General features: G+C 49.7%; 19 protein-coding genes. 6 read left to right on the top strand and 13 right to left on the bottom strand.

Translation table 11 applies throughout. From position 1 onward, the window contains the following. The first annotated feature begins 110 nt into the window (after positions 1-110). From mdtL to yieF, 4 genes are all read left to right on the top strand, one after another. Positions 111-1,286, top strand: a complete 1,176-nt coding sequence (mdtL, locus tag HBM92_RS24460) for a multidrug efflux MFS transporter MdtL (protein ID WP_000085973.1) — start codon at positions 111-113, stop codon at positions 1,284-1,286. Next, positions 1,261-2,220 (top strand): HTH-type transcriptional regulator YidZ, encoded by a 960-nt coding sequence (gene yidZ, locus HBM92_RS24455; RefSeq protein WP_000748500.1) that lies wholly within the window; start codon positions 1,261-1,263, stop codon positions 2,218-2,220. Before mdtL ends, yidZ begins: the two co-directional genes overlap by 26 nt. 156 nt (positions 2,221-2,376) lie before the next feature. Next, a complete protein-coding gene (locus HBM92_RS24450; protein ID WP_001296581.1) occupies positions 2,377-3,126 on the top strand; it encodes a 4'-phosphopantetheinyl transferase family protein in 750 nt (249 codons plus the stop codon). Positions 3,127-3,147: 21 nt separating this feature from the next. Continuing rightward, a complete protein-coding gene (gene yieF, locus HBM92_RS24445) occupies positions 3,148-3,714 on the top strand; it encodes a class I chromate reductase YieF (protein WP_001291262.1) in 567 nt (188 codons plus the stop codon). Positions 3,715-3,767: 53 nt separating this feature from the next. On the opposite strand, the gene adeP is transcribed toward yieF, so the two are convergent. Further along, positions 3,768-5,105, bottom strand: a complete 1,338-nt coding sequence (gene adeP, locus HBM92_RS24440; protein WP_001296582.1) for an adenine permease AdeP — start codon at positions 5,103-5,105, stop codon at positions 3,768-3,770. Between the two features lie 166 nt (positions 5,106-5,271). Between adeP and yieH the strand changes: the two genes are divergently transcribed. Continuing rightward, entirely contained in the window at positions 5,272-5,937 is a 666-nt protein-coding gene (yieH, locus tag HBM92_RS24435) for a 6-phosphogluconate phosphatase (protein WP_000078058.1), read from the top strand. 66 nt (positions 5,938-6,003) lie between these two features. Further along, on the top strand, positions 6,004-6,477 hold the full coding sequence (locus HBM92_RS24430) for a protein CbrB (RefSeq protein WP_000116754.1): 474 nt from the start codon (positions 6,004-6,006) through the stop codon (positions 6,475-6,477). Between the two features lie 81 nt (positions 6,478-6,558). Here the strand turns inward: HBM92_RS24430 and HBM92_RS24425 are convergent, their stop codons facing one another. From HBM92_RS24425 to glmS, 12 genes are all read right to left on the bottom strand, one after another. Further along, positions 6,559-7,281: a glucosamine-6-phosphate deaminase gene (locus HBM92_RS24425; RefSeq protein ID WP_000766877.1), complete on the bottom strand. Its 723-nt coding sequence runs from the start codon at positions 7,279-7,281 to the stop codon at positions 6,559-6,561. A gap of 14 nt (positions 7,282-7,295) precedes the next feature. Then, the gene (locus HBM92_RS24420) at positions 7,296-8,465 is read right to left on the bottom strand and encodes an alpha/beta hydrolase (RefSeq protein ID WP_001346611.1); all 1,170 of its coding nucleotides are present in this window, start codon (positions 8,463-8,465) and stop codon (positions 7,296-7,298) included. A gap of 26 nt (positions 8,466-8,491) precedes the next feature. Then, positions 8,492-10,108: a carbohydrate-specific porin BglH gene (bglH, locus tag HBM92_RS24415; protein ID WP_000489816.1), complete on the bottom strand. Its 1,617-nt coding sequence runs from the start codon at positions 10,106-10,108 to the stop codon at positions 8,492-8,494. A gap of 85 nt (positions 10,109-10,193) precedes the next feature. Beyond that, a complete protein-coding gene (gene bglB, locus HBM92_RS24410) occupies positions 10,194-11,588 on the bottom strand; it encodes a 6-phospho-beta-glucosidase BglB (protein ID WP_000643258.1) in 1,395 nt (464 codons plus the stop codon). Positions 11,589-11,606: 18 nt separating this feature from the next. After that, positions 11,607-13,481: a PTS beta-glucoside transporter subunit IIABC gene (gene bglF, locus HBM92_RS24405; protein ID WP_000137326.1), complete on the bottom strand. Its 1,875-nt coding sequence runs from the start codon at positions 13,479-13,481 to the stop codon at positions 11,607-11,609. A gap of 133 nt (positions 13,482-13,614) precedes the next feature. Continuing rightward, positions 13,615-14,451, bottom strand: coding sequence for a transcriptional antiterminator BglG (bglG, locus tag HBM92_RS24400; RefSeq protein WP_001305013.1), 837 nt, complete (start codon positions 14,449-14,451; stop codon positions 13,615-13,617). Positions 14,452-14,736: 285 nt separating this feature from the next. After that, a complete protein-coding gene (gene phoU / locus HBM92_RS24395; protein WP_000377784.1) occupies positions 14,737-15,462 on the bottom strand; it encodes a phosphate signaling complex protein PhoU in 726 nt (241 codons plus the stop codon). A 14-nt stretch (positions 15,463-15,476) separates the two neighbouring features. Next, positions 15,477-16,250 carry a phosphate ABC transporter ATP-binding protein PstB gene (pstB, locus tag HBM92_RS24390; RefSeq protein WP_000063125.1) on the bottom strand — a complete coding sequence of 258 codons (774 nt, stop codon included), beginning with the start codon at positions 16,248-16,250 and terminating at the stop codon, positions 15,477-15,479. 90 nt (positions 16,251-16,340) lie between these two features. Further along, positions 16,341-17,231: a phosphate ABC transporter permease PstA gene (gene pstA, locus HBM92_RS24385; protein ID WP_001251985.1), complete on the bottom strand. Its 891-nt coding sequence runs from the start codon at positions 17,229-17,231 to the stop codon at positions 16,341-16,343. Continuing rightward, positions 17,231-18,190 (bottom strand): phosphate ABC transporter permease PstC, encoded by a 960-nt coding sequence (pstC, locus tag HBM92_RS24380; RefSeq protein WP_000741620.1) that lies wholly within the window; start codon positions 18,188-18,190, stop codon positions 17,231-17,233. Before pstC ends, pstA begins: the two co-directional genes overlap by 1 nt. 86 nt (positions 18,191-18,276) lie before the next feature. Continuing rightward, positions 18,277-19,317: a phosphate ABC transporter substrate-binding protein PstS gene (pstS, locus tag HBM92_RS24375; protein WP_000867157.1), complete on the bottom strand. Its 1,041-nt coding sequence runs from the start codon at positions 19,315-19,317 to the stop codon at positions 18,277-18,279. A 313-nt stretch (positions 19,318-19,630) separates the two neighbouring features. Further along, the gene (gene glmS / locus HBM92_RS24370) at positions 19,631-21,460 is read right to left on the bottom strand and encodes a glutamine--fructose-6-phosphate transaminase (isomerizing) (RefSeq protein WP_000334050.1); all 1,830 of its coding nucleotides are present in this window, start codon (positions 21,458-21,460) and stop codon (positions 19,631-19,633) included. Positions 21,461-21,505 lie beyond the last annotated feature (45 nt).

The raw sequence follows: 21,505 nt of genomic DNA, 5'->3' as shown, positions 1-21,505 counted from the left end.
TCGCTGGCTTCTTGCCTGTCAGGAAATCACTTATGTCCAAATGGCAACTCGCCTGATTCTCCTTCACCACGTATGCTTTGCGTCACCTTACTATCAGGACGCTTTAGCCCATGTCCCGCTTTTTGATTTGTAGTTTTGCCCTGGTTTTACTTTATCCCGCAGGGATTGATATGTACCTCGTTGGTTTACCGCGCATCGCCGCCGATCTCAATGCCAGCGAAGCGCAGTTGCATATTGCGTTCTCCGTTTATCTGGCGGGGATGGCGGCTGCGATGTTATTTGCCGGTAAAGTGGCCGATCGTTCAGGGAGAAAGCCTGTCGCCATACCCGGCGCGGCGCTATTTATTATCGCCTCGGTGTTCTGTTCACTGGCTGAAACCAGCGCGTTATTTCTTGCAGGGCGATTTCTACAGGGACTGGGCGCGGGCTGTTGTTACGTAGTGGCGTTTGCCATTTTGCGCGACACGCTGGATGATCGACGTCGGGCTAAAGTGCTGTCGTTACTCAACGGCATTACCTGCATCATTCCGGTGTTAGCGCCAGTGCTCGGACATCTGATTATGCTTAACTTCCCATGGCAGAGTCTGTTCTGGACGATGGCAATAATGGGTGTCGCGGTACTGATGTTGTCTTTGTTTATTTTAAAAGAAACGCGCCCTGCGGCCCCCGCAGCTTCGGACAAACCACGAGAAAATAGCGAGTCACTGCTTAACCGGTTTTTCCTCAGCCGTGTTGTTATCACCACCCTCAGCGTTTCGGTGATCCTCACCTTCGTCAACACGTCGCCAGTATTGCTGATGGAAATCATGGGTTTTGAGCGCGGAGAATACGCCACCATTATGGCGTTGACCGCTGGCGTCAGCATGACCGTTTCATTCTCCACGCCGTTTGCGCTGGGAATTTTTAAGCCACGTACGTTGATGATCACCTCACAGGTGTTATTCCTGGCGGCGGGGATCACCCTTGCCGTTTCACCTTCCCATGCGGTTTCGCTGTTTGGTATCACGCTGATTTGCGCCGGTTTCTCGGTAGGTTTTGGTGTGGCGATGAGTCAGGCGTTAGGGCCGTTTTCATTACGCGCGGGCGTAGCCAGCTCGACCTTAGGTATTGCGCAAGTTTGCGGTTCGTCACTGTGGATTTGGCTGGCGGCGGTGGTTGGTATCGGCGCATGGAATATGCTGATCGGGATTCTGATTGCCTGTAGCATAGTAAGCCTGTTGCTGATTATGTTCGTCGCGCCTGGACGCCCGGTTGCCGCTCATGAAGAAATCCATCACCACGCTTGATCTCAATCTGCTGCTCTGTCTGCAACTGCTGATGCAGGAGCGCAGCGTGACCAAAGCGGCGAAGCGGATGAACGTGACCCCTTCGGCGGTGAGTAAGTCGCTGGCAAAGTTAAGAGCGTGGTTTGACGACCCGCTCTTTGTGAACTCACCGCTGGGGCTGTCGCCCACACCGCTAATGGTCAGCATGGAGCAAAATCTGGCGGAGTGGATGCAAATGAGCAACCTGCTGCTGGATAAACCGCACCACCAGACACCGCGCGGCCTGAAGTTTGAGCTGGCAGCAGAATCACCGCTAATGATGATCATGCTTAATGCGCTGTCGAAACGGATCTACCAACGTTACCCGCAGGCGACCATCAAATTACGTAACTGGGATTACGATTCCTTAGATGCCATTACTCGTGGTGAAGTGGATATTGGTTTTTCCGGTCGCGAAAGTCATCCCCGTTCGCGGGAGCTGTTAAGCTCGCTACCGTTAGCCATTGATTATGAAGTGCTGTTTAGTGATGTGCCCTGCGTCTGGTTACGCAAAGATCATCCGGCACTGCATGAAGCATGGAATCTGGACACCTTTTTACGTTATCCGCATATCAGCATTTGCTGGGAACAGAGCGATACCTGGGCGCTGGACAATGTGTTACAGGAGCTGGGGCGCGAACGCACGATTGCTATGAGCCTGCCGGAATTCGAGCAGTCACTGTTTATGGCAGCACAGCCCGACAATCTGCTACTGGCGACCGCGCCGCGCTACTGCCAGTACTACAATCAACTCCACCAACTGCCGTTGGTTGCTCTTCCTCTCCCGTTTGATGAAAGCCAGCAAAAAAAGCTGGAAGTCCCTTTTACCCTTCTGTGGCATAAACGGAACAGCCGTAATCCGAAGATCGTCTGGTTACGGGAAACCATTAAAAATCTTTACGCGTCGATGGCATAACCGAATCGTATGAAACGCGACCCAATTTCACAATGAAATGTAAAAAAGTTGTAATAAACTTATCTGAATCGAACTTTTAGCCGCTTTAGTCTGTCCATCATTCCAGTAAATGATTACTCTTGTATTCATAATGGACCATTAAGCATGGAGCGAAAAATGGCGACTCACTTTGCCCGAGGGATTTTAACGGAAGGACATCTGATTTCTGTTCGTCTCCCCTCCCAGTGTCATCAAGAAGCCCGAAACATTCCCCCTCATCGTCAAAGCCGTTTTCTGGCGTCCAGAGGTTTACTCGCAGAACTGATGTTCATGCTGTATGGCATTGGCGAATTGCCGGAAATCGTCACCCTGCCGAAAGGAAAACCGGTTTTCAGCGATAAAAATTTGCCTTCGTTTTCTATTTCCTATGCCGGAAATATGGTCGGCGTGGCGTTAACAACCGAAGGTGAATGTGGCCTCGATATGGAACTACAGCGTGCGACACGCGGGTTTCATAGCCCACACGCGCCCGATAACCACACCTTTTCCAGCAATGAATCGCTATGGATCAGTAAACAAAACGATCCTAACGAAGCGCGGGCGCAGCTCATCACGCTGCGCCGAAGCGTGCTAAAACTAACCGGTGATGTTTTGAATGACGATCCGCGCGATCTGCAACTACTGCCCATTGCCGGACGCCTGAAATGTGCTCATGTAAATCATGTAGAAGCGTTATGCGACGCGGAGGACGTGCTGGTGTGGTCCGTGGCGGTCACGCCCACGATTGAAAAGCTCAGTGTCTGGGAGTTAGATGGCAAACACGGCTGGAAAAGCCTGCCCGATATTCACAGCCGCGCCAACAATCCTACCAGCCGGATGATGCGTTTTGCCCAGCTCTCTACCGTGAAGGCTTTTTCGCCAAATTGATAGACAACCACAGGAGTCATCATGTCTGAAAAATTGCAGGTGGTTACGTTACTGGGGAGCCTGCGCAAAGGCTCATTTAATGGCATGGTTGCACGTACCCTGCCGAAAATTGCTCCGGCGAGCATGGAAGTCAATGCGTTACCTTCCATTGCCGACATTCCCCTGTATGACGCTGACGTACAGCAGGAAGACGGTTTTCCAGCAACAGTTGAAGCTCTGGCGGAACAGATCCGTCAGGCTGACGGTGTGGTAATCGTCACGCCGGAATATAACTACTCGGTACCGGGTGGGCTGAAAAATGCCATCGACTGGCTTTCCCGCCTGCCGGATCAACCGCTGGCAGGTAAACCGGTATTGATTCAGACCAGCTCAATGGGCGTGATTGGCGGCGCGCGCTGTCAGTATCACCTGCGCCAGATTCTGGTTTTCCTCGATGCAATGGTGATGAACAAGCCAGAATTTATGGGCGGCGTGATTCAGAACAAAGTTGATCCGCAAACCGGGGAAGTGATTGATCAGAGTACGCTGGACCACCTGACCGGGCAATTGACCGCATTTGGTGAGTTTATTCAGCGAGTTAAGATCTAAATAAAAAACCCGCCAGCAATCATGCATGGCGGGTTTTTAACGCGCTATCGATTTTAGTGAGCGTCGATAAAGACAATCTTCAGGATAAACAGCAGCGCAACGATGATTACGCACGGGCTAAGGTCACGCAGACGTCCGGTACCAATCTTCATCACGCAGTAGGAGATAAAGCCCAGCGCGATACCTTCAGTAATCGAGAAGCTGAACGGCATCATCACAGCGGTAATAAACGCCGGAACAGATTCAGTAAGATCCTGCCAGTTCACGCGAGCAAGACTTGAGGTCATCAACACGCCAACGTAAATCAGCGCACCAGCTGCAGCGTAGCCTGGCACCATCCCCGCCAACGGCGACAGGAAGATAACCAGCAGGAACAGCAAACCAACAACCACTGCCGTCAGACCGGTACGACCGCCAACGGAAACGCCGGAAGAAGATTCAATATACGCCGTAACAGAAGAAGTACCGATAAACGAACCGGTCACCGAAGAGATACTGTCGACATACAGCGCCTGCTTCATGCGCGGGAATTTACCTTTCTCATCAGCCAGACCTGCTTTATCGGTCACGCCAATCAGCGTACCGGAGGAGTCAAACAAGTTGACCAGCATGAAAGAGAAAATCACCCCTGCCAGCCCAAGGTTAAACGACCCGGCTAAATCTACATGACCCACGACACTCATTACACTCGGCGGCGCAGAAACGATGCCATTATAGTGGACATCACCCAGCATCCAGCCCAGCAGCGTTGTCACCACGATGGAAACCAGCACCGCCGCGTGAATATTGCGCGAGGCCAGAATGGCGATGATGAAGAAGCCGAGGATCCCCAGCAGCACGCTGTGAGAAGTCAGATTACCGATGCTCACCAGCGTTTCCGGGTTAGCGACAATCACACCTGCGTTTTTCAGCCCCATCATGCCAATAAACAGACCGATACCACTGGTGATGCCAACACGTAGACTTACCGGGATGTTGGCTATCATCCAGTAGCGAACGCGGAAAATCGTCAGTAACAGCAGACCAATCGCACCCCAGAAGATTGCGCCCATCCCGACTTGCCACGGCAAGCCCATCGCCTGTACAACGACAAAAGCGAAGAACGCATTCAGGCCCATTGCCGGTGCCAGTGCAACTGGCAGGTTAGCAAACAGCCCCATCATAATACTGCCGAATGCAGCAATCAGACAGGTCGTGACGAAGACGGCGCTGGTATCCATGCCAGCAACGCCAAGAATTTGCGGGTTAACAAAAACGATGTAAACCATCGTCAGGAAGGTGGTAAAACCGGCGATCACTTCGGTCCGTGCCGTCGTGCCATGTTCGCGCAGTTTAAACACGCGTTCCAGCATCCCCTGGCCAGAAGCCTGGGTTGTGTGTTGTTGACTCATTATCTATTTCCGAACAAGGAGGGAAAATCCGTCGCTATCGTATACCAAAATGAGACAATATGGACGGCTGAAGATAACTTTTTTTCATTGTATTTGCTTATACGGCAACGATTGCGTCATGCGAATTGGCATGACGAAAACGTTAAACTAACGATAAAGGAAAGACATGTCCCAGATAGAAGCGGTATTTTTCGACTGCGACGGTACGCTGGTCGATAGCGAGGTCATTTGCTCTCGCGCCTATGTCACGATGTTCAGGGAATTTGGCATTCACGTTGACCTGGAAGAGATTTTTACCCGTTTTAAAGGCGTAAAACTCTACGAAATCATCGACATCATCAGTAAAGAACAGGGCGTGACGATGGTCCAGGCCGATGCCGAGCACGTTTACCGCGCAGAAGTAGCACGTCTGTTTGATACCGAACTTGAGGACATCGCAGGAGCGAACGAATTGCTGGCAAGCATTAACGTGCCGATGTGCGTCGTCTCTAACGGTCCGGTCAGCAAAATGCAGCATTCGCTTGGTAAGCTCAACATGCTGCACTACTTCCCGGAAAAACTGTTCAGCGGCTATGATATCCAGCGTTGGAAGCCCGATCCGGCATTAATGTTCCATGCGGCAAAAGCGATGAATGTGAACGTTGAAAACTGCATTCTGGTCGATGACTCCAGCGCCGGTGCGCAATCAGGGATAGATGCCGGAATGGAAGTGTTTTACTTCTGCGCTGACCCGCACAATAAACCGATCGTTCACCCGAAAGTCACCACCTTTACCCATCTTTCGCAATTACCGGAACTGTGGAAGGCGCGTGGTTGGGATATTACGGCATAGTTATTCACACTCCCTTCACTTACTCCACTTAAATTGGCACGCAAAGGTAAGTAAAGGGAGTTTGATATGTCTGTTTCACGTCGGGTAATTCATCACGGACTGTATTTTGCGGTTTTAGGGCCGTTAATTGGTGTTCTGTTTCTTGTCCTCTACATATTCTTCGCAAAAGAACCGCTGATTCTTTTGGTAATAATACAGGTACTTCCATTGTTTATCTTATTGTCGATAACTACGGGAGCTATTCCTGCAATGTTAACTGGCGTAATGGTCGCCTGTCTGCCGGAAAAGATCGGGTCACAGAAACGTTATCGTTGTCTGGTTGGCGGCATAGGTGGAGTCGTTATCACCGAGATCTATTGCGCTGTTATCGTACATATTAAGGACATGGCTTCCTCAGCGTTATTTGAAAACATTCTTTCTGGTGAAAATCTCGTTGTCCGCATCATCCCAGCATTGCTGGCAGGCGTGGTGATGAGCAGAATCATTACACATCTACCCGGATTGGATATTTCATGTCCTGAAACAGACTCTTTAAGCTAAGCGGAATGCTTTATCTATTTGTCATTAAATGTTGGAGAACAGGCCGGAGCGTAATTCACACATCCGGCCTTATTTTTAATCTTAACCGAGCGCTAATTCTGCGGCAGCGGCTTTATCAGCGATTACCATCAGCGAAGGATGCAGCTGCAACACGGAAGCAGGAACATCTTCGGTAACCGGGCCTTGCAGAACATTTTTCAGTGCCTGCGCTTTACCTGCGCCACTGACAATTATCAGCAAGTTTTTCGCCGCCATGATGCTTTTCGGCCCCATCGTCACGTAGCTGTCAGGCACTAATGAAAAGTCGCCGCCCAACTCGCCATGCGCCACAATATCAACCATCTCTCCCTGGATCGGGAACTCCACGGTTTGCTCATGGAAATGGGTCGTATTTGGCAGATTGCCACAAAAATGACCATCTACACCTAATCCCAACACCACCAAATCCAGGCCGCCTTCACGCGCCAGTTTCTGATCATGCTCGCGGTAGTTATCAATAGTGAGCTTCTGGATATTCTCTTCTTTGATCCCTGCAGGGGTGAAAAACAGATTACGCAGATTGGTAATCGTTACGCCTTCCCCTTCTTTACCGCGAAATGGAATTTCATCGAAATTGTAGAAATAGCAGTTATCGTACCAGGGCTTACCTTTAACCAGAGTGATGAGATATTCGTACATGCCTTTGGGCGTGCTACCGGCGGTAATTGCCAGGTTAACGCGACGCATCTTTGACATATAACCAAGCAGATGATGTGCCGCGACACGGCTCATTTCCTGGTAATCTTCGGTAATGATCAATTTCATCTTAATGCCTTATTTTATTTAAATAATTTCTGTACGAAGGCTGCATAGGCAGGCCGCCAGACATCCATTTCATGGTTCAGACCCGGATATTCCTGGTAATCAAACTTAATTTTTTTCTGCTCAAGCTCAGTTTTCAGCCCGGCGATATCCTTGCCGGTTACGACATCTTTATCGCCCACGACCACAGTAAAATTACGTAGTTGCTGGTTAATAGCTGCCGGCTCGTTCAGCCGGGCAGCGACCCCTTCATCTGGTACGGTCGTCGTGGTAACACCACTGAATGTGGCCAGCCAGCCAAAGCTTTCCAGATGATTCATTCCCGATACCAGTGCCTGATACCCACCTTGTGAAAGCCCTGCCAGTGCGCGACCATCGGCATCTTTACGGACATTAAAACGCTTGCTAATCAGCGGGATAATATCGTTCATCAGTTCGCGATCTGCCGCTTTAGCATTTAACGGATAAAAGACTTTACGTCTCTCCTGAGGAACGAAATCTTCGGGAATAATGCCCTTCGCATCGGTTTCGGTATCCGGGATCACCACCAGCATCGGTTTAATTTTCCCTTCAGCCAGCAGGTTATCCATGATTTGCGGGATACGCCCCTGATCAATAGCGGAACGTCCGGTATCACCAAAGCCGTGATAGAAATAGAGCACTGGCAAAGGCTCGCCTATGCCGGTGTATCCTGGCGGGGTCCAGACATACATCTGACGTTCGGATTGCAATGCGTTGGAGTGGTAAGTTATGGCGATCAAATCACCATGCACAACAGAACGTGTATCCAGATAACTGCCCGGTACCAGAATCATACTGGAGTTAACCTGGCGCTGAGGCTTAGTCATTGCTGTACCTGTATCAATGCTGCGTACACCATCAACATTGAAAAAATACTCGTACAGGTTGCCTTTCAGAACAGGCGTGCGCCACGACCAGACTCCCGCTTCATCTTTAGTCATCGGGTGAATATTGTCCGGAACCGGAACACCCACCACTACGGAGACATTTTTTGCCCCAGGGGCAAAGTAGCGAAAGGTCACGCTGTTATCGGTATTGACCTGAGTCACATACTGTTTCACCGGAATAGTGGGTGCCGGGCTGGCTGGCATATCCGCTGCTATGGCCCATTGAGCAGAAATACCGCTGGCAATAGCCAGCGTTAAAGCAGCAATTTTTATATTCATCGTAATATTCCTTTTATTAAGTTCCATTACCACCAGATTTCAGCCTGGGCACCGACAGCAAACTGGTCGTCTTTATTGTCTTCAAAGGTGAAGCCATCCAGTTCATTTTCCAGAGCTTTGATATACGTAGCGTAGAAACGAATTTCCGGGCGCGAGGTCAACATACTGGTATTGACTTTAAAGGTATGGAAGAGCGTGGTTTTATAACCAGATTCATTATATTTATTGCTATTCGCATCTTTGTTTTGCTGGGTGAAATAGCCCAGTTCAACACCTGTCTGGTTATATTGGTCCCAAATATAGGCCGGGCGAACAACCGCACGAATAGATTCGAAATCAGAATGTGCGCCTGTTTCGTAGCTATAAATATCGTTACCGAAGGAGTAAACAATCGCGTTAGCCACAATAAAATGATCGCCGATATAAGCTTCGCCCTGCGAAGTCAGACGAACTGCAGTTCCGCCTGTATGATCACCATAATAACGACCATTAAAGGTAGTAAATGGACTTGCACCAGCATAACGACCAAAGTTACTGGCGATAGAGTTATTCGCAACCAGGAAGGAGAATTCGTTGAAGCCACCCTTATCAAATTTCTGCGTTAAAGATGTACCAAACATCCAGGTTTCTTTCCAGTCATAATACCCGTTATTATCCTGATTATCTTTTTCCGATGCGCTTTCATTTGCTGAGACATAACGACCGCTCACCATTAAGGTGGCTTTATCCCATAACGGGATATCTTTATAGCGTAAATCAATGGTATTGGTATTAATCTGCTGTTTGTTTTGCAGGCTGCGATCGTAATCATCGACATCTTCACGAACCAGCGCGATATCAATTTTACCCGGACCGACTTTCCAGTTTTCCAGACCTACACCTGCGGCAGCATCGGTACGCTGCGTTTTCCAGTCAAGCATCTGGATTTCAATTTTCGGCGCACCGTGTTTACCCACCCAGAAATCAGCCTCTGGCGCAAAGGGCAGGAAACCTTTGGTGGTAACGTACATATCAGAGAACTGCATAAAGTTCTCACCACCGGCGTTATCGCCAAACCAGCCAGTAGAGTACTGCTGACCCACGTTACCATCCATCATCACGATGGCATCAACCCGTTTGCCGTTTTCGTTGTAGACACGTTGTTTTAACTGCAAATCAAACCAGCCGGAGTATTCGTTACCAAAGCGGCCCAGAGAACCAATTGCCCATGATTTAGGTGAACCATGAGAGGCTGTTCCCCAACCAGAACGGTAGTAGCCGTTGTAACTAAAGCCGATTTCATCTTTCACAAATTTACTGAAATCTTTCAGAGTCATGGAAGAATAAATCGAGCCTGTCTCACTGGCATTTTTCTCTTCATTTTTAACCAGTACAGCATCAGGCTTTGCGGCACGACTGGTCGGGAATGGATTGGCGGCATACCCTTGATCATTCGTACTTACGCTACGATTCACCGTCGCTGGCGTATACTTTTTCTTCTCTTCATCTTTATATTTTTTCAGTTCGCTTTGCGTTTCTCTTAACGCCTTTTCTAATAGCTCAAGGCGTTGTTCCACTGTTAATGATTCAGCCAATGATTGTGCGGAAAAGGCTAACGGTGCCATTAATAAGATGGCAGAGGTAATAATATTTCGTCTAAACATAATATCCCTTTATGGTGCAAAGAAAGAATTAACGCATCGCATCCAGACTGTTCTGAATGCGACGATATTTAAGGTGCTTTATTGGTTATTTTTTTAATGATAGCCCCCGAGTTTTGATCACTTCTGCATACCATCCGAAGCTTTTCTTGCGCGTTCTTGTGAGGCTTCCTTCACCATTATCATCACGATCCACATAAATAAAGCCGTAGCGCTTAGACATTTGTGAATGAGATGCACTGACTAAATCAATTGGCCCCCAACTGGTGTACCCCATAATATCCACACCATCGGCAATCGCTTCATTTACCTGTACCAGGTGATCGTTTAAATAGGCAATTCGATAATCGTCCTGTATCGAACCATCCGCTTCAACGCTGTCTTTTGCGCCTAATCCGTTCTCGACAATAAATAACGGTTTTTGATAACGATCCCAAAGTTTATTTAACAGAACCCGTAATCCAACCGGATCAATTTGCCACCCCCACTCTGAACTTTTCAGATGCGGATTGGGGATCATATTCAGTATGTTGCCCTGCGCATTTTTATTAATGCTTTCGTCGTGGGAAACACAACCGGTCATGTAATAACTAAAAGAGATGAAATCTACGGTATGTTTTAAATCTTCTGCGTCACTTTCAGTCATCTCAATGGTGATATTGTGGTCGCGGAAGAAACGCTGCATATAGCCGGGATACTGACCACGCGCCTGAACATCACCAAAGAACATCCAGCGCCGGTTCTCTTCCATGGCCTGCAACATATCCTGTGGCTGGCAGGTGAGGGGGTAAACCAGCCCACCGAGAAGCATATTGCCAATTTTCGCTTCGGGGATCAGGCTATGACAGGCTTTAACTGCCCGCGCACTGGCAACCAGTTGATGATGGATCGCCTGATAAACTTCCGCCTCGCCACTCTCTTCTGCCAGCCCCACGCCCGTGAATGGCGCGTGTAATGACATGTTGATTTCATTAAATGTCAGCCATAACGCAACTTTATGTTGGTAGCGGGTAAAGACCGTGCGTGCGTAATGCTCGAAGTGATCGATGACCGCCCGATTAGCCCAACCGCCGTAGTTTTTCACCAGCCCATATGGCATTTCGTAATGGGATAACGTTACCAGCGGCTTGATCCCCGCCTGCGCCATTTCATCAAACAGCCGCTCGTAAAACGCTAACCCCGCTTCATTCGGTTCGGCTTCATCGCCCTGAGGAAAAATTCGCGCCCAGGCAATGGAAATACGCAGACAGGTGAAGCCCATCTCGGCAAATAACGCGATATCTTCCGGGTAACGGTGATAAAAATCGATGGCGACATCTTTGATATTCTCTTTCCCCAGGATGCGCGGTTCCATTTTTCCCATTACGCCATGAGGCTGTAAATCTGAGGTCGTGATCCCTTTGCCATCTTCCTGCCAGGCGCCTTCCACCTGATTGGCAGCTGTTGCACCACCCCAAAGAAATGTTTCTGGAAATGCTTTCATAATTAACTCCTTTTATCGTTAGCGAATGATGGATAACAGCGGCTCACCAGCGTTTATCTGCGCCGTGCCGTGGGGTAATACGTCCGTAAAATCATCGCTATTACTGATTAATACCGGCGTCGTCAGATCAAATCCGGCCTCGCGAATAGCAGGGATATCAAAAGAAATCAGCCGATCGCCTGTATTGACCTTGTCACCCACGTTGACGTGAGCGGAAAAGAATTTGCCGTCCAGTTTTACGGTATCGATACCGACATGAATCAGGATCTCCACACCATCATCTGACTCAATGCCAATGGCGTGTAATGTGGCGAACAACGAAGCAATTCGACCTGCCACCGGAGAACGCACTTCACCAACCGAGGGCATAATGGCAATACCTTTACCCAACAGGCCGCTGGCAAACGTGGTATCAGCGACGTGAATGAGCGGCACAATCTCTCCCGTCATCGGTGAACAGATACCGCCCTGCTCAGGTGTAATAACCTCTGGTGTTTTCTCTTGCTGGGCAACTTGCGCTGACTGACGTTTAGCGGTGATGAAATGAAGCATTACCGTACCGACAAATGCGCAACCGATGGCAATGACACCACCAATAACGCTGGCCCATACGGTGAAATCAATCCCCGTTGACGGGATGGTTTGCATGAAGGTGAAAATACCTGGCAAACCAAAGGAGTAAACTTTCGTTTGCGCGTAGCCAATGATGGTGGCCCCCAATGCCCCACTTATGCAGGCGATAACGAAGGGGTACTTACGCGGCAGATTGACGCCATATACCGCTGGTTCGGTGATACCAAACAAACCTGTCAACGCCGCTGATCCCGCCACCACTTTTTTCTGTGCATCGCGTTCGCAGAGGAAGACGCCGAGCGCCGCCCCGACTTGCGCCATAATGGCGGGCATTAACAGCGGGATCATGGTGTCGTAGCCCAGCACGGTGAAGTTATTGATAATTAAAGGTATCAAACCCCAATGCAGACCGAACATCACAAAGATTTGCCAGAAGCCGCCCATTACCGCGCCTGCAAATGCAGGAACCGCCTGATAAAGCCAGAGATAACCGGCAGCAATCAGTTCACTTATCCAGGTTGATAGCGGCCCCACCAGCAGAAATGTGATGGGCGTGATGACCATCAGACATAGCAAGGGTGTGAAGAAATTTTTGATTGCCGAAGGTAACCATGCATTAAGTCGGCGTTCCAGAATGCTGCACAACCAGGCAGAAAAAATAATGGGAATAACCGATGACGAGTAATTCAACAATGTGACCGGAATACCCAGGAAATCCAGGCCCAGCGCATCCACTTTTTGCCCGTTCTCGAAGGCAGTCAGAATTAATGGATGCACTAACGCTCCGCCAATCACCATGGCAGTAAATGGATTGCCGCTGAAGCGTTTCCCTGCGGTGTAGCCCAGGATTATCGGGAAGAACCAAAACAAGGCATCACTGGCGCTAAATAAAATTAAATAAGTACCACTTTGTTCGGTCGTCCACTGAAAAGTGAGTGCCAGAGCCAACATACCTTTCAGGATCCCGGTTGCCGCCATCAAACCGATCAGAGGCGTAAAAATACCTGAAATAACATAAACAAAGCGGTTTAACAGATTACCTTTATCATCATTTTCCGGTGCCTGTTGCGCTTTTTCGCCAAGGCCTGCCACGCTGTTAACCGCCAGGAAGACATCGGCCACATGGTTACCTATGACAACCTGAAACTGGCCACCGCTTTCCACCACCATAATAATACCGGGGGTCTTTTTCAGTACCTCAGCTTGCGCTTTGCTTTCATCCTTTAACTTAAAACGTAATCGCGTTGCACAATGCATCAGACTCACAATGTTATCTGCGCCCCCGACTCCTGCGACTATTGTTCTGGCTAACTCCGTCATAACTTGCCCTCTACCGCTTTGCGGCAAAACTCCAAAAAAAAACCTGAAAAAAACGGCCTGACGTGAATCAAGCAATTTTTTTCAGGTTTTGCCCGCTTAGTGCGGTAACAATCCTTTATTCAGTAATAATATTTCAGTGTTCTTTGCGCACGCGCTCTATATTTATGGCTAAAAACATAATCTCTGCAGGTGAGATTTTACGTTGATACTGCAAACCAATAAAAATGGCGATCCGCTCCGCACATTGCCATGCTTGCGGGTAATTTTGCTTTACTGCTTGTTGTAATGATTCATCACTATCGTTAATCGATGCATGTTCAATAATACGCCAGGATAAAAATTTCAGATGCGTAACCAGTCGCTGATAACTCAAGCTTTCTTCCTGGTAATTAAGGCTGAACTGAAATTTTATTAATTGCAGCATTTCTCGCATTAATTGCGTGACACCTGCAACATCCTCCATATTTCCGCTCATTTGGGCACTGACCAGATGCATGGCAATAAAGCCCACTTCATCTTTCGGTAACTGCACGCCCAACCGTTTATCAATAATGGTTAACGCTTCTTCCCCTAGCTGGAACTCTTTCGGGTAAAGTCGCTGGATATCCCACAGCAGCGGGTTGGGCAGTAGCACGTTTTGCTGAAAGCGTTTAATCGCAAACTGGCAATGGTCAGTTAGCGAGATATAAATACTGTCCTGCAACTTTCCCAGACGCTCCTGCGCCAGAGAGATAATACGATCACAGGTTGCCATCACCTCAAGAGGCATATGACTTAAGAGTTCGCTTAATCGCCCGTTCAGTTCATGACTGCTCAAGGCATACTCTTTTTCTATTCCACTTGAGTTAATTCTTTCGCCTGGGCGTTTTTGAAAGCCAATTCCGCGCCCCATGACGACTTTTTCCCGCTGTTGATCATCAATAACCACCACAACATTATTGTTGAGAATTTTGGTGATTTGCATGTTCATAGCAAGGACCTTTTTTATAAACAAAAAAACCCGACTTCACCAGTATTCTCTGGTTATGTCAGGTTTTGCCTGCGAATGCAGTAACAATCCAGTCATTAATTAATGGTTTTTATAACGAACATCCAGGTTCGAAAATTAATTTAGTTGCGTGCAGAAAAAATAGCAATGCTCTATTTATAAAAGTATGACCATGCTCGCAGTTATTAATTTTGTGTAATTTTAGGATTTTATAAAGTTATATATAACAAATCCCAATAATTAAATTATTGGGATTTACTTGGTGAATTATTTATCGCTATCTTTTTCTGCCAGCAGTTTATCGAGCTCGTCACCACCGACGTGACGGAAATCCTGCCCCTTCACGTAGTAGAAGATAAACTCACAAATATTCTGGCAGCGGTCGCCAATACGTTCGATAGAACGCGCACAGAATAACGCGGTAAGTACGCTCGGAATGGTACGCGAATCTTCCATCATGTAGGTCATCAGTTGACGAACAATACCTTCGTACTCCTGATCGACTTTTTTATCTTCACGATAAATACGTACCGCTTCGTCAATGTCCATCCGCGCGAACGCGTCCAGCACGTCGTGCAGCATTTGGATGGTATGACGGCCCAGCGACTCCAGACTTACCAGCAATGGCTGATGCTGCTGGGAGAATTTCTCCAGTGCAGTACGGCAGATTTTGTCCGCCACGTCGCCAATACGCTCCAGCTCGGCAATGGTTTTACTGATCACCATAACCAGACGCAGGTCGCTCGCCGTCGGCTGACGTTTGGCGATAATGCGCACGCAGGCTTCATCGATCGCCACTTCCATCATGTTGACGTTCTTGTCGCCTTCGATGACGCGCTTCGCCAGATCGCTGTCCTGGTTATGCATCGCGGTGATTGCATCAGAAAGCTGCTGCTCCACCATGCCGCCCATGGTCATCACCTGCGTGCGGATGCTTTCCAGTTCGGCGTTGAACTGGCCGGAAATATGTTTATTAAGATTGAGACTGTCCATAACGCACTCCTGAATCAACCGTAACGACCGGTGATGTAGTCTTCTGTTTGTTTCTTCGCTGGCTTGGTGAACAGATCGTCCGTGTTGCTGAACTCAATCAATTCGCCCAGGTACATAAACGCCGTGTGGTCGGAACAACGCGCAGCCTGCTGCATGTTGTGGGTGACGATCACCACGGTGTAATCCTGCTTCAGTTCGGTGATCAGCTCTTCAATACGCCCGGTAGAGATAGGGTCGAGTGCCGAACACGGTTCGTCGAGCAGCAGCACTTCCGGGCGAATGGCGATACCACGCGCAATGCACAGACGCTGTTGCTGACCACCAGAGAGAGAGTAACCGCTCTGGTGCAATTTATCTTTGGTTTCGTTCCACAATGCGGCTTTGGTCAATGCCCACTGCACGCGCTCGTCCATGTCAGCACGGGAGAGCTTCTCAAACAGACGCACGCCAAAAGCGATGTTGTCGTAGATGGACATTGGGAACGGCGTCGGTTTCTGGAACACCATGCCCACTTTCGCACGCAGCAGGGCGATATCCTGAGAGTTGGTCAGGATGTTGTCGCCATCAAGCAGAATTTCACCTTCCGCACGCTGTTCCGGGTACAGTTCAAACATTTTGTTGAAGGTACGCAGCAGCGTCGATTTACCGCAGCCGGACGGCCCGATAAACGCCGTAACCTGGTTTTTGGCGATATCCAGGTTGATGTTTTTCAGGGCATGGAATTTGCCGTAGTAGAAGTTCAAATTACGAACCTGAATTTTACTCGGGGCAGTTTCAACCATACTCATTGCAATCTTTTCCTCATCGTGCCTGATGCACTTCGCGAATCAGGCTTACCGTAGGCCGGATAAGGCGTTTACGCCGCATCCAGCAAAGTGTTAACCGTGTTTATTCTTCGCAAAAACAACGCGCGCCAGAATGTTCAGCAGCAGTACGCACAGGGTAATGATCAACACCCCGGCCCAGGCCAGTTGCTGCCATTCCGCAAACGGGCTCATCGCAAACTTAAAGATCGTCACCGGCAGGTTAGCGATCGGCTGCATCATGTCCGTGCTCCAGAACTGGTTGGAGAGCGCAGTAAACAGCAGCGGTGCGGTTTCACCAGCAATACGGGCAATCGCCAGCAGGATACCGGTCATGATCCCGGACACCGACGCTTTCAGCGTGATCGCGGCGATCATCTTCCACTTCGGCGTACCCAGCGCATAAGCCGCTTCACGCAGGCTGTCCGGCACCAGTTTCAGCATGTTCTCGGTGGTGCGGATAACAATCGGCACCTGCAACAGCGCCAGCGCAATCACGCCCGCCCAGCCGGAGAAGTGCTCCATCTGCGCCACCACGATGGTGTAAACAAAAAGACCAACCACAATCGACGGTGCGGAGAGCAAAATGTCGTTAATGAAGCGAATCACTTCTGCCAGCCAGGATTTACGACCATATTCAGCCAGATAAATCCCCGCCATAATGCCCAGCGGCGTACCGAATACCGTGGCCCACAAAATTAACAGGCCGCTACCCGCCAGGGCGTTCGCCAGACCACCGCCTTCCGTATTTGGCGGCGGCGTCATTTCGGTGAACAGCGCCAGCGACATACCATCGATACCGCGAGTGATGGTGGACATTAAAATCCAGATCAGCCAGAACAGACCGAAGGCCATCGTCGCCATCGAGAGCGTCAGCGCAATACGGTTCTTAAGGCGGCGACGCGCCTGCATTTTACGGCGGGATTCAGCCAGCGCCGCAGTGGTTTGCATTTCAACCATAGCCATTAGCGTGCCCCCTCATTCTTAGCCAGGCGCATAATCATAAACTTCGATGCGGCGAGGACGATGAAGGTAATCACAAACAGGATCAGGCCCAGTTCCATCAGTGCAGCAACGTGCAGACCCGACTCTGCTTCCGCAAATTCGTTGGCCAGCGCAGAGGTGATACTGTTGCCCGGCATATACAGCGAGGCGCTGTCGAGTTGGTAGGTGTTACCGATGATAAAGGTCACCGCCATGGTTTCACCGAGCGCGCGCCCCAGCCCCAACATAATGCCGCCGATAACCCCATTTTTGGTGAACGGAAGAACGATACGCCAGATAACTTCCCAGGTGGTGCAGCCAATACCGTAGGCCGACTCTTTCATCATCACCGGGGTTTGTTCGAATACATCGCGCATTACCGCTGCAATGTACGGAATAATCATGATGGCGAGGATCACGCCTGCCGCGAGGATACCGATACCAAAGGCCGGGCCGGAGAACAGCGCGCCGACAATCGGGATATTCGACATGATATTGCCGACCGGCTCCTGGAAGTAAACGGCGAACAGCGGGGCGAAGATAAACAAGCCCCACATGCCGTAAACGATACTTGGAATGGCAGCCAGCAGCTCAATGGCGATACCCAGCGGGCGTTTCAGCCAGCCAGGCGCAAGCTCGGTCAGGAACAGGGCGATACCAAAACTCACCGGGACGGCGATCAGCAGCGCGATAAACGAGGTCACCAGCGTACCGTAGATCGGCACCAGCGCCCCGTAGATATCGTTCGGCGCATCCCACTCTTTGGTCCACAGGAAAGCCAGACCAAATTTCTGAATGCTCGGCCAGGAGGAGATGATCAGAGAGACAATAATGCCACCCAACATCAATAGCACAATCAGCGCCGCCAGTTTTACCAGCACGCTGAAAATTATGTCGCCCTTTTTACCCGGTGGGTTAAAAGCAGGCTTGGTTGCAGCCATAAGTTACTCTTCAGTTAAACGCGTTTACAAAGTCATTTTGTAATGCCGGATGCGGCGTAAAACACCGTACCCGGCCTGGAGTTTTATTAGTACAGCGGCTTGCCGCTACTGTCTTTAATATTGGTCTTCCACGCAGCGCGAACCTGTTCAACTACGCTATCCGGCAGGCTGGCATAATCCAGGTCGTTCGCCTGTTTAGCCCCGGTTTTGTATGCCCAGTCGAAGAACTTCAGCACTTCAGTGCCTTGTTCTGGTTTCTTCTGATCTTTATGGATCAGAATGAACGTGGTAGAGGTAATAGGCCATGCATCTTCGCCTTTCTGGTTGGTCAGATCCTGAGCGAATGTTTTGCTCCAGTCTGCGCCTTTTGCTGCATTAGCGAAGTTTTCTTCGGTCGGACTCACCGGTTTGCCATCAGCGGAGATCAGTTTGGTGTACGCCAGGTTGTTCTGCTTCGCGTAAGCATATTCAACGTAACCAACTGCACCCGGCAGACGCTGAACGAACGCGGCGATACCGTCGTTACCTTTACCGCCCAGACCGATCGGCCATTTTACGGTAGAGCCAGTACCAACGTTGTTTTTCCACTCTTCGTTCACTTTCGCCAGGTAGCTGGTGAAGACGAAGGAAGTCCCGGAGCCATCTGCGCGGCGTACTACAGCAATGTTCTGTGAAGGCAGTTTCAGACCCGGATTCAGTTTGGCGATGGCTTCATCATCCCACTTCTTGATTTTGCCCAGGTAGATGTCGCCGAGGGTTTTACCATCCAGCACCAGTTCGCCAGACTTCAGACCTGGAATATTAACCGCCAGCACCACGCCGCCAATCACGGTCGGGAACTGGAACAGGCCTTCCTGAGCCAGTTTTTCGTCAGACAGCGGCGCGTCAGAAGCACCAAAATCAACGGTATTGGCGATGATCTGTTTTACACCACCAGAAGAACCGATACCCTGGTAGTTAACTTTATTACCGGTTTCTTTCTGGTAAGTGTCAGCCCATTTGGCATACACCGGCGCAGGGAAGGTTGCACCTGCACCTGTCAGGCTTGCTTCTGCAAACACAGAGAAAGCGCTCATCGATAAGGTCGCGGCGACAACAGTTGCGACGGTGGTACGCATAACTTTCATAATGTCTCCTGGGAGGATTCATAAAGCATTGTTTGTTGGCTACGAGAAGCAAAATAGGACAAACAGGTGACAGTTATATGTAAGGTTTATGACAGTTTTATGACAGAGAGAGAATGTCTTCAGTCTGATTTAAATAAGCGTTGATATTCAGTTAATTACAAATATTAATAACGAAGAGATGACAGAAAAATTTTCATTCTGTGACAGAGAAAAAGTAGCCGAAGATGACGGTTTGTCACATGGAGTTGGCAGGATGTTTGATTAAAAACATAACAGGAAGAAAAATGCCCCGCTTACGCAGGGCATCCATTTATTACTCAACCGTTACCGATTTTGCCAGGTTACGCGGCTGGTCAACGTCGGTGCCTTTGATCAGCGCAACGTGGTAAGCCAGTAGTTGCAGCGGAACGGTGTAGAAGATTGGTGCAATCACCTCTTCCACATGCGGCATCTCGATGATGTGCATGTTATCGCTCCCCACAAAACCAGCATCCTGATCGGCGAAGACATACAACTGACCGCCACGCGCGCGAACTTCTTCAATGTTGGATTTCAGTTTTTCCAGCAATTCGTTGTTCGGTGCAACGACGATAACCGGCATATCGGCATCTATCAGCGCCAGCGGACCGTGTTTCAGTTCGCCAGCAGCGTAGGCTTCAGCGTGAATGTAAGAGATCTCTTTCAGCTTCAATGCACCTTCCAGCGCGATTGGGTACTGATCGCCACGGCCCAGGAACAGCGCGTGATGTTTGTCAGAGAAATCTTCTGCCAGCGCTTCAATGCGTTTGTCCTGAGACAGCATCTGCTCAATACGGCTCGGCAGCGCCTGCAGACCATGCACGATGTCATGTTCAATGGAGGCATCCAGACCTTTCAGGCGAGACAGTTTCGCCACCAGCATCAACAGCACAGTTAACTGGGTGGTGAATGCTTTGGTGGAGGCCACGCCAATTTCCGTACCGGCGTTGGTCATCAGCGCCAGATCGGATTCGCGCACCAGAGAAGAACCCGGAACGTTACAGATTGCCAGCGAACCAAGGTAACCCAGCTCTTTCGACAGACGCAGGCCCGCCAGGGTATCCGCGGTTTCGCCAGACTGTGACAAGGTGATCATCAGGCTGTTACGACGCACGGCAGATTTGCGATAGCGGAATTCAGAGGCGATTTCGACGTCGCACGGAATACCTGCCAGCGATTCAAACCAGTAGCGGGAAACCATACCGGAGTTATAAGAAGTACCACAGGCGAGGATCTGAATATGCTCAACCTTCGACAGCAGTTCATCGGCGTTCGGTCCCAGCTCGCTTAAATCAACCTGACCGTGGCTGATGCGCCCGGTAAGGGTGTTTTTGATCGCGTTCGGCTGTTCGTAGATCTCTTTCTGCATGTAGTGGCGGTAAATACCTTTATCGCCCGCGTCATATTGCAGATTGGATTCGATATCCTGACGTTTTACTTCCGCGCCAGTTTTATCGAAGATGTTTACCGAACGGCGAGTGATTTCCGCAATATCGCCCTCTTCAAGGAAGATAAAACGACGAGTCACTGGCAACAGCGCCAGCTGGTCAGAAGCGATAAAGTTTTCGCCCATACCCAGGCCAATCACCAGCGGACTACCAGAACGTGCCGCCAGCAGGGTATCCGGATGACGGGAGTCCATGATCACTGTACCGTACGCACCACGCAGTTGCGGGATAGCACGCAGAACTGCCTCACGCAGAGTACCGCCTTGTTTCAGCTCCCAGTTCACCAAATGTGCAATCACTTCGGTGTCGGTTTCAGAAACGAAGGTATAGCCACGTGCTTTTAACGCTTCACGCAGCGGTTCATGGTTTTCGATGATGCCGTTATGCACCACCACAATGTGTTCAGAAACATGCGGATGCGCGTTAGCTTCTGAAGGTTCACCATGGGTCGCCCAGCGAGTGTGAGCAATACCGGTGCCGCCATGCAGAGGATGTTCTTCCGCTGCCTGAGCCAGCATCTGTACTTTACCGAGGCGACGCAGGCGGGTCATATGACCTTCTGCATCAACAACGGCCAGACCGGCAGAATCATATCCGCGGTATTCCAGACGACGTAAACCTTCAAGAAGGATTTCTGCTACATCACGTTGCGCGATCGCGCCAACAATTCCACACATAGTTTTTGATTCCGATTTATATCGTTGTCGGTCAACCTGTATGCC

This window comes from Escherichia sp. E.sYA108 (genome assembly GCF_011754335.1).
Classification (GTDB): Bacteria; Pseudomonadota; Gammaproteobacteria; order Enterobacterales; family Enterobacteriaceae; genus Escherichia; species Escherichia coli.
This window is presented reverse-complemented; position numbering and strand designations above follow the sequence as displayed.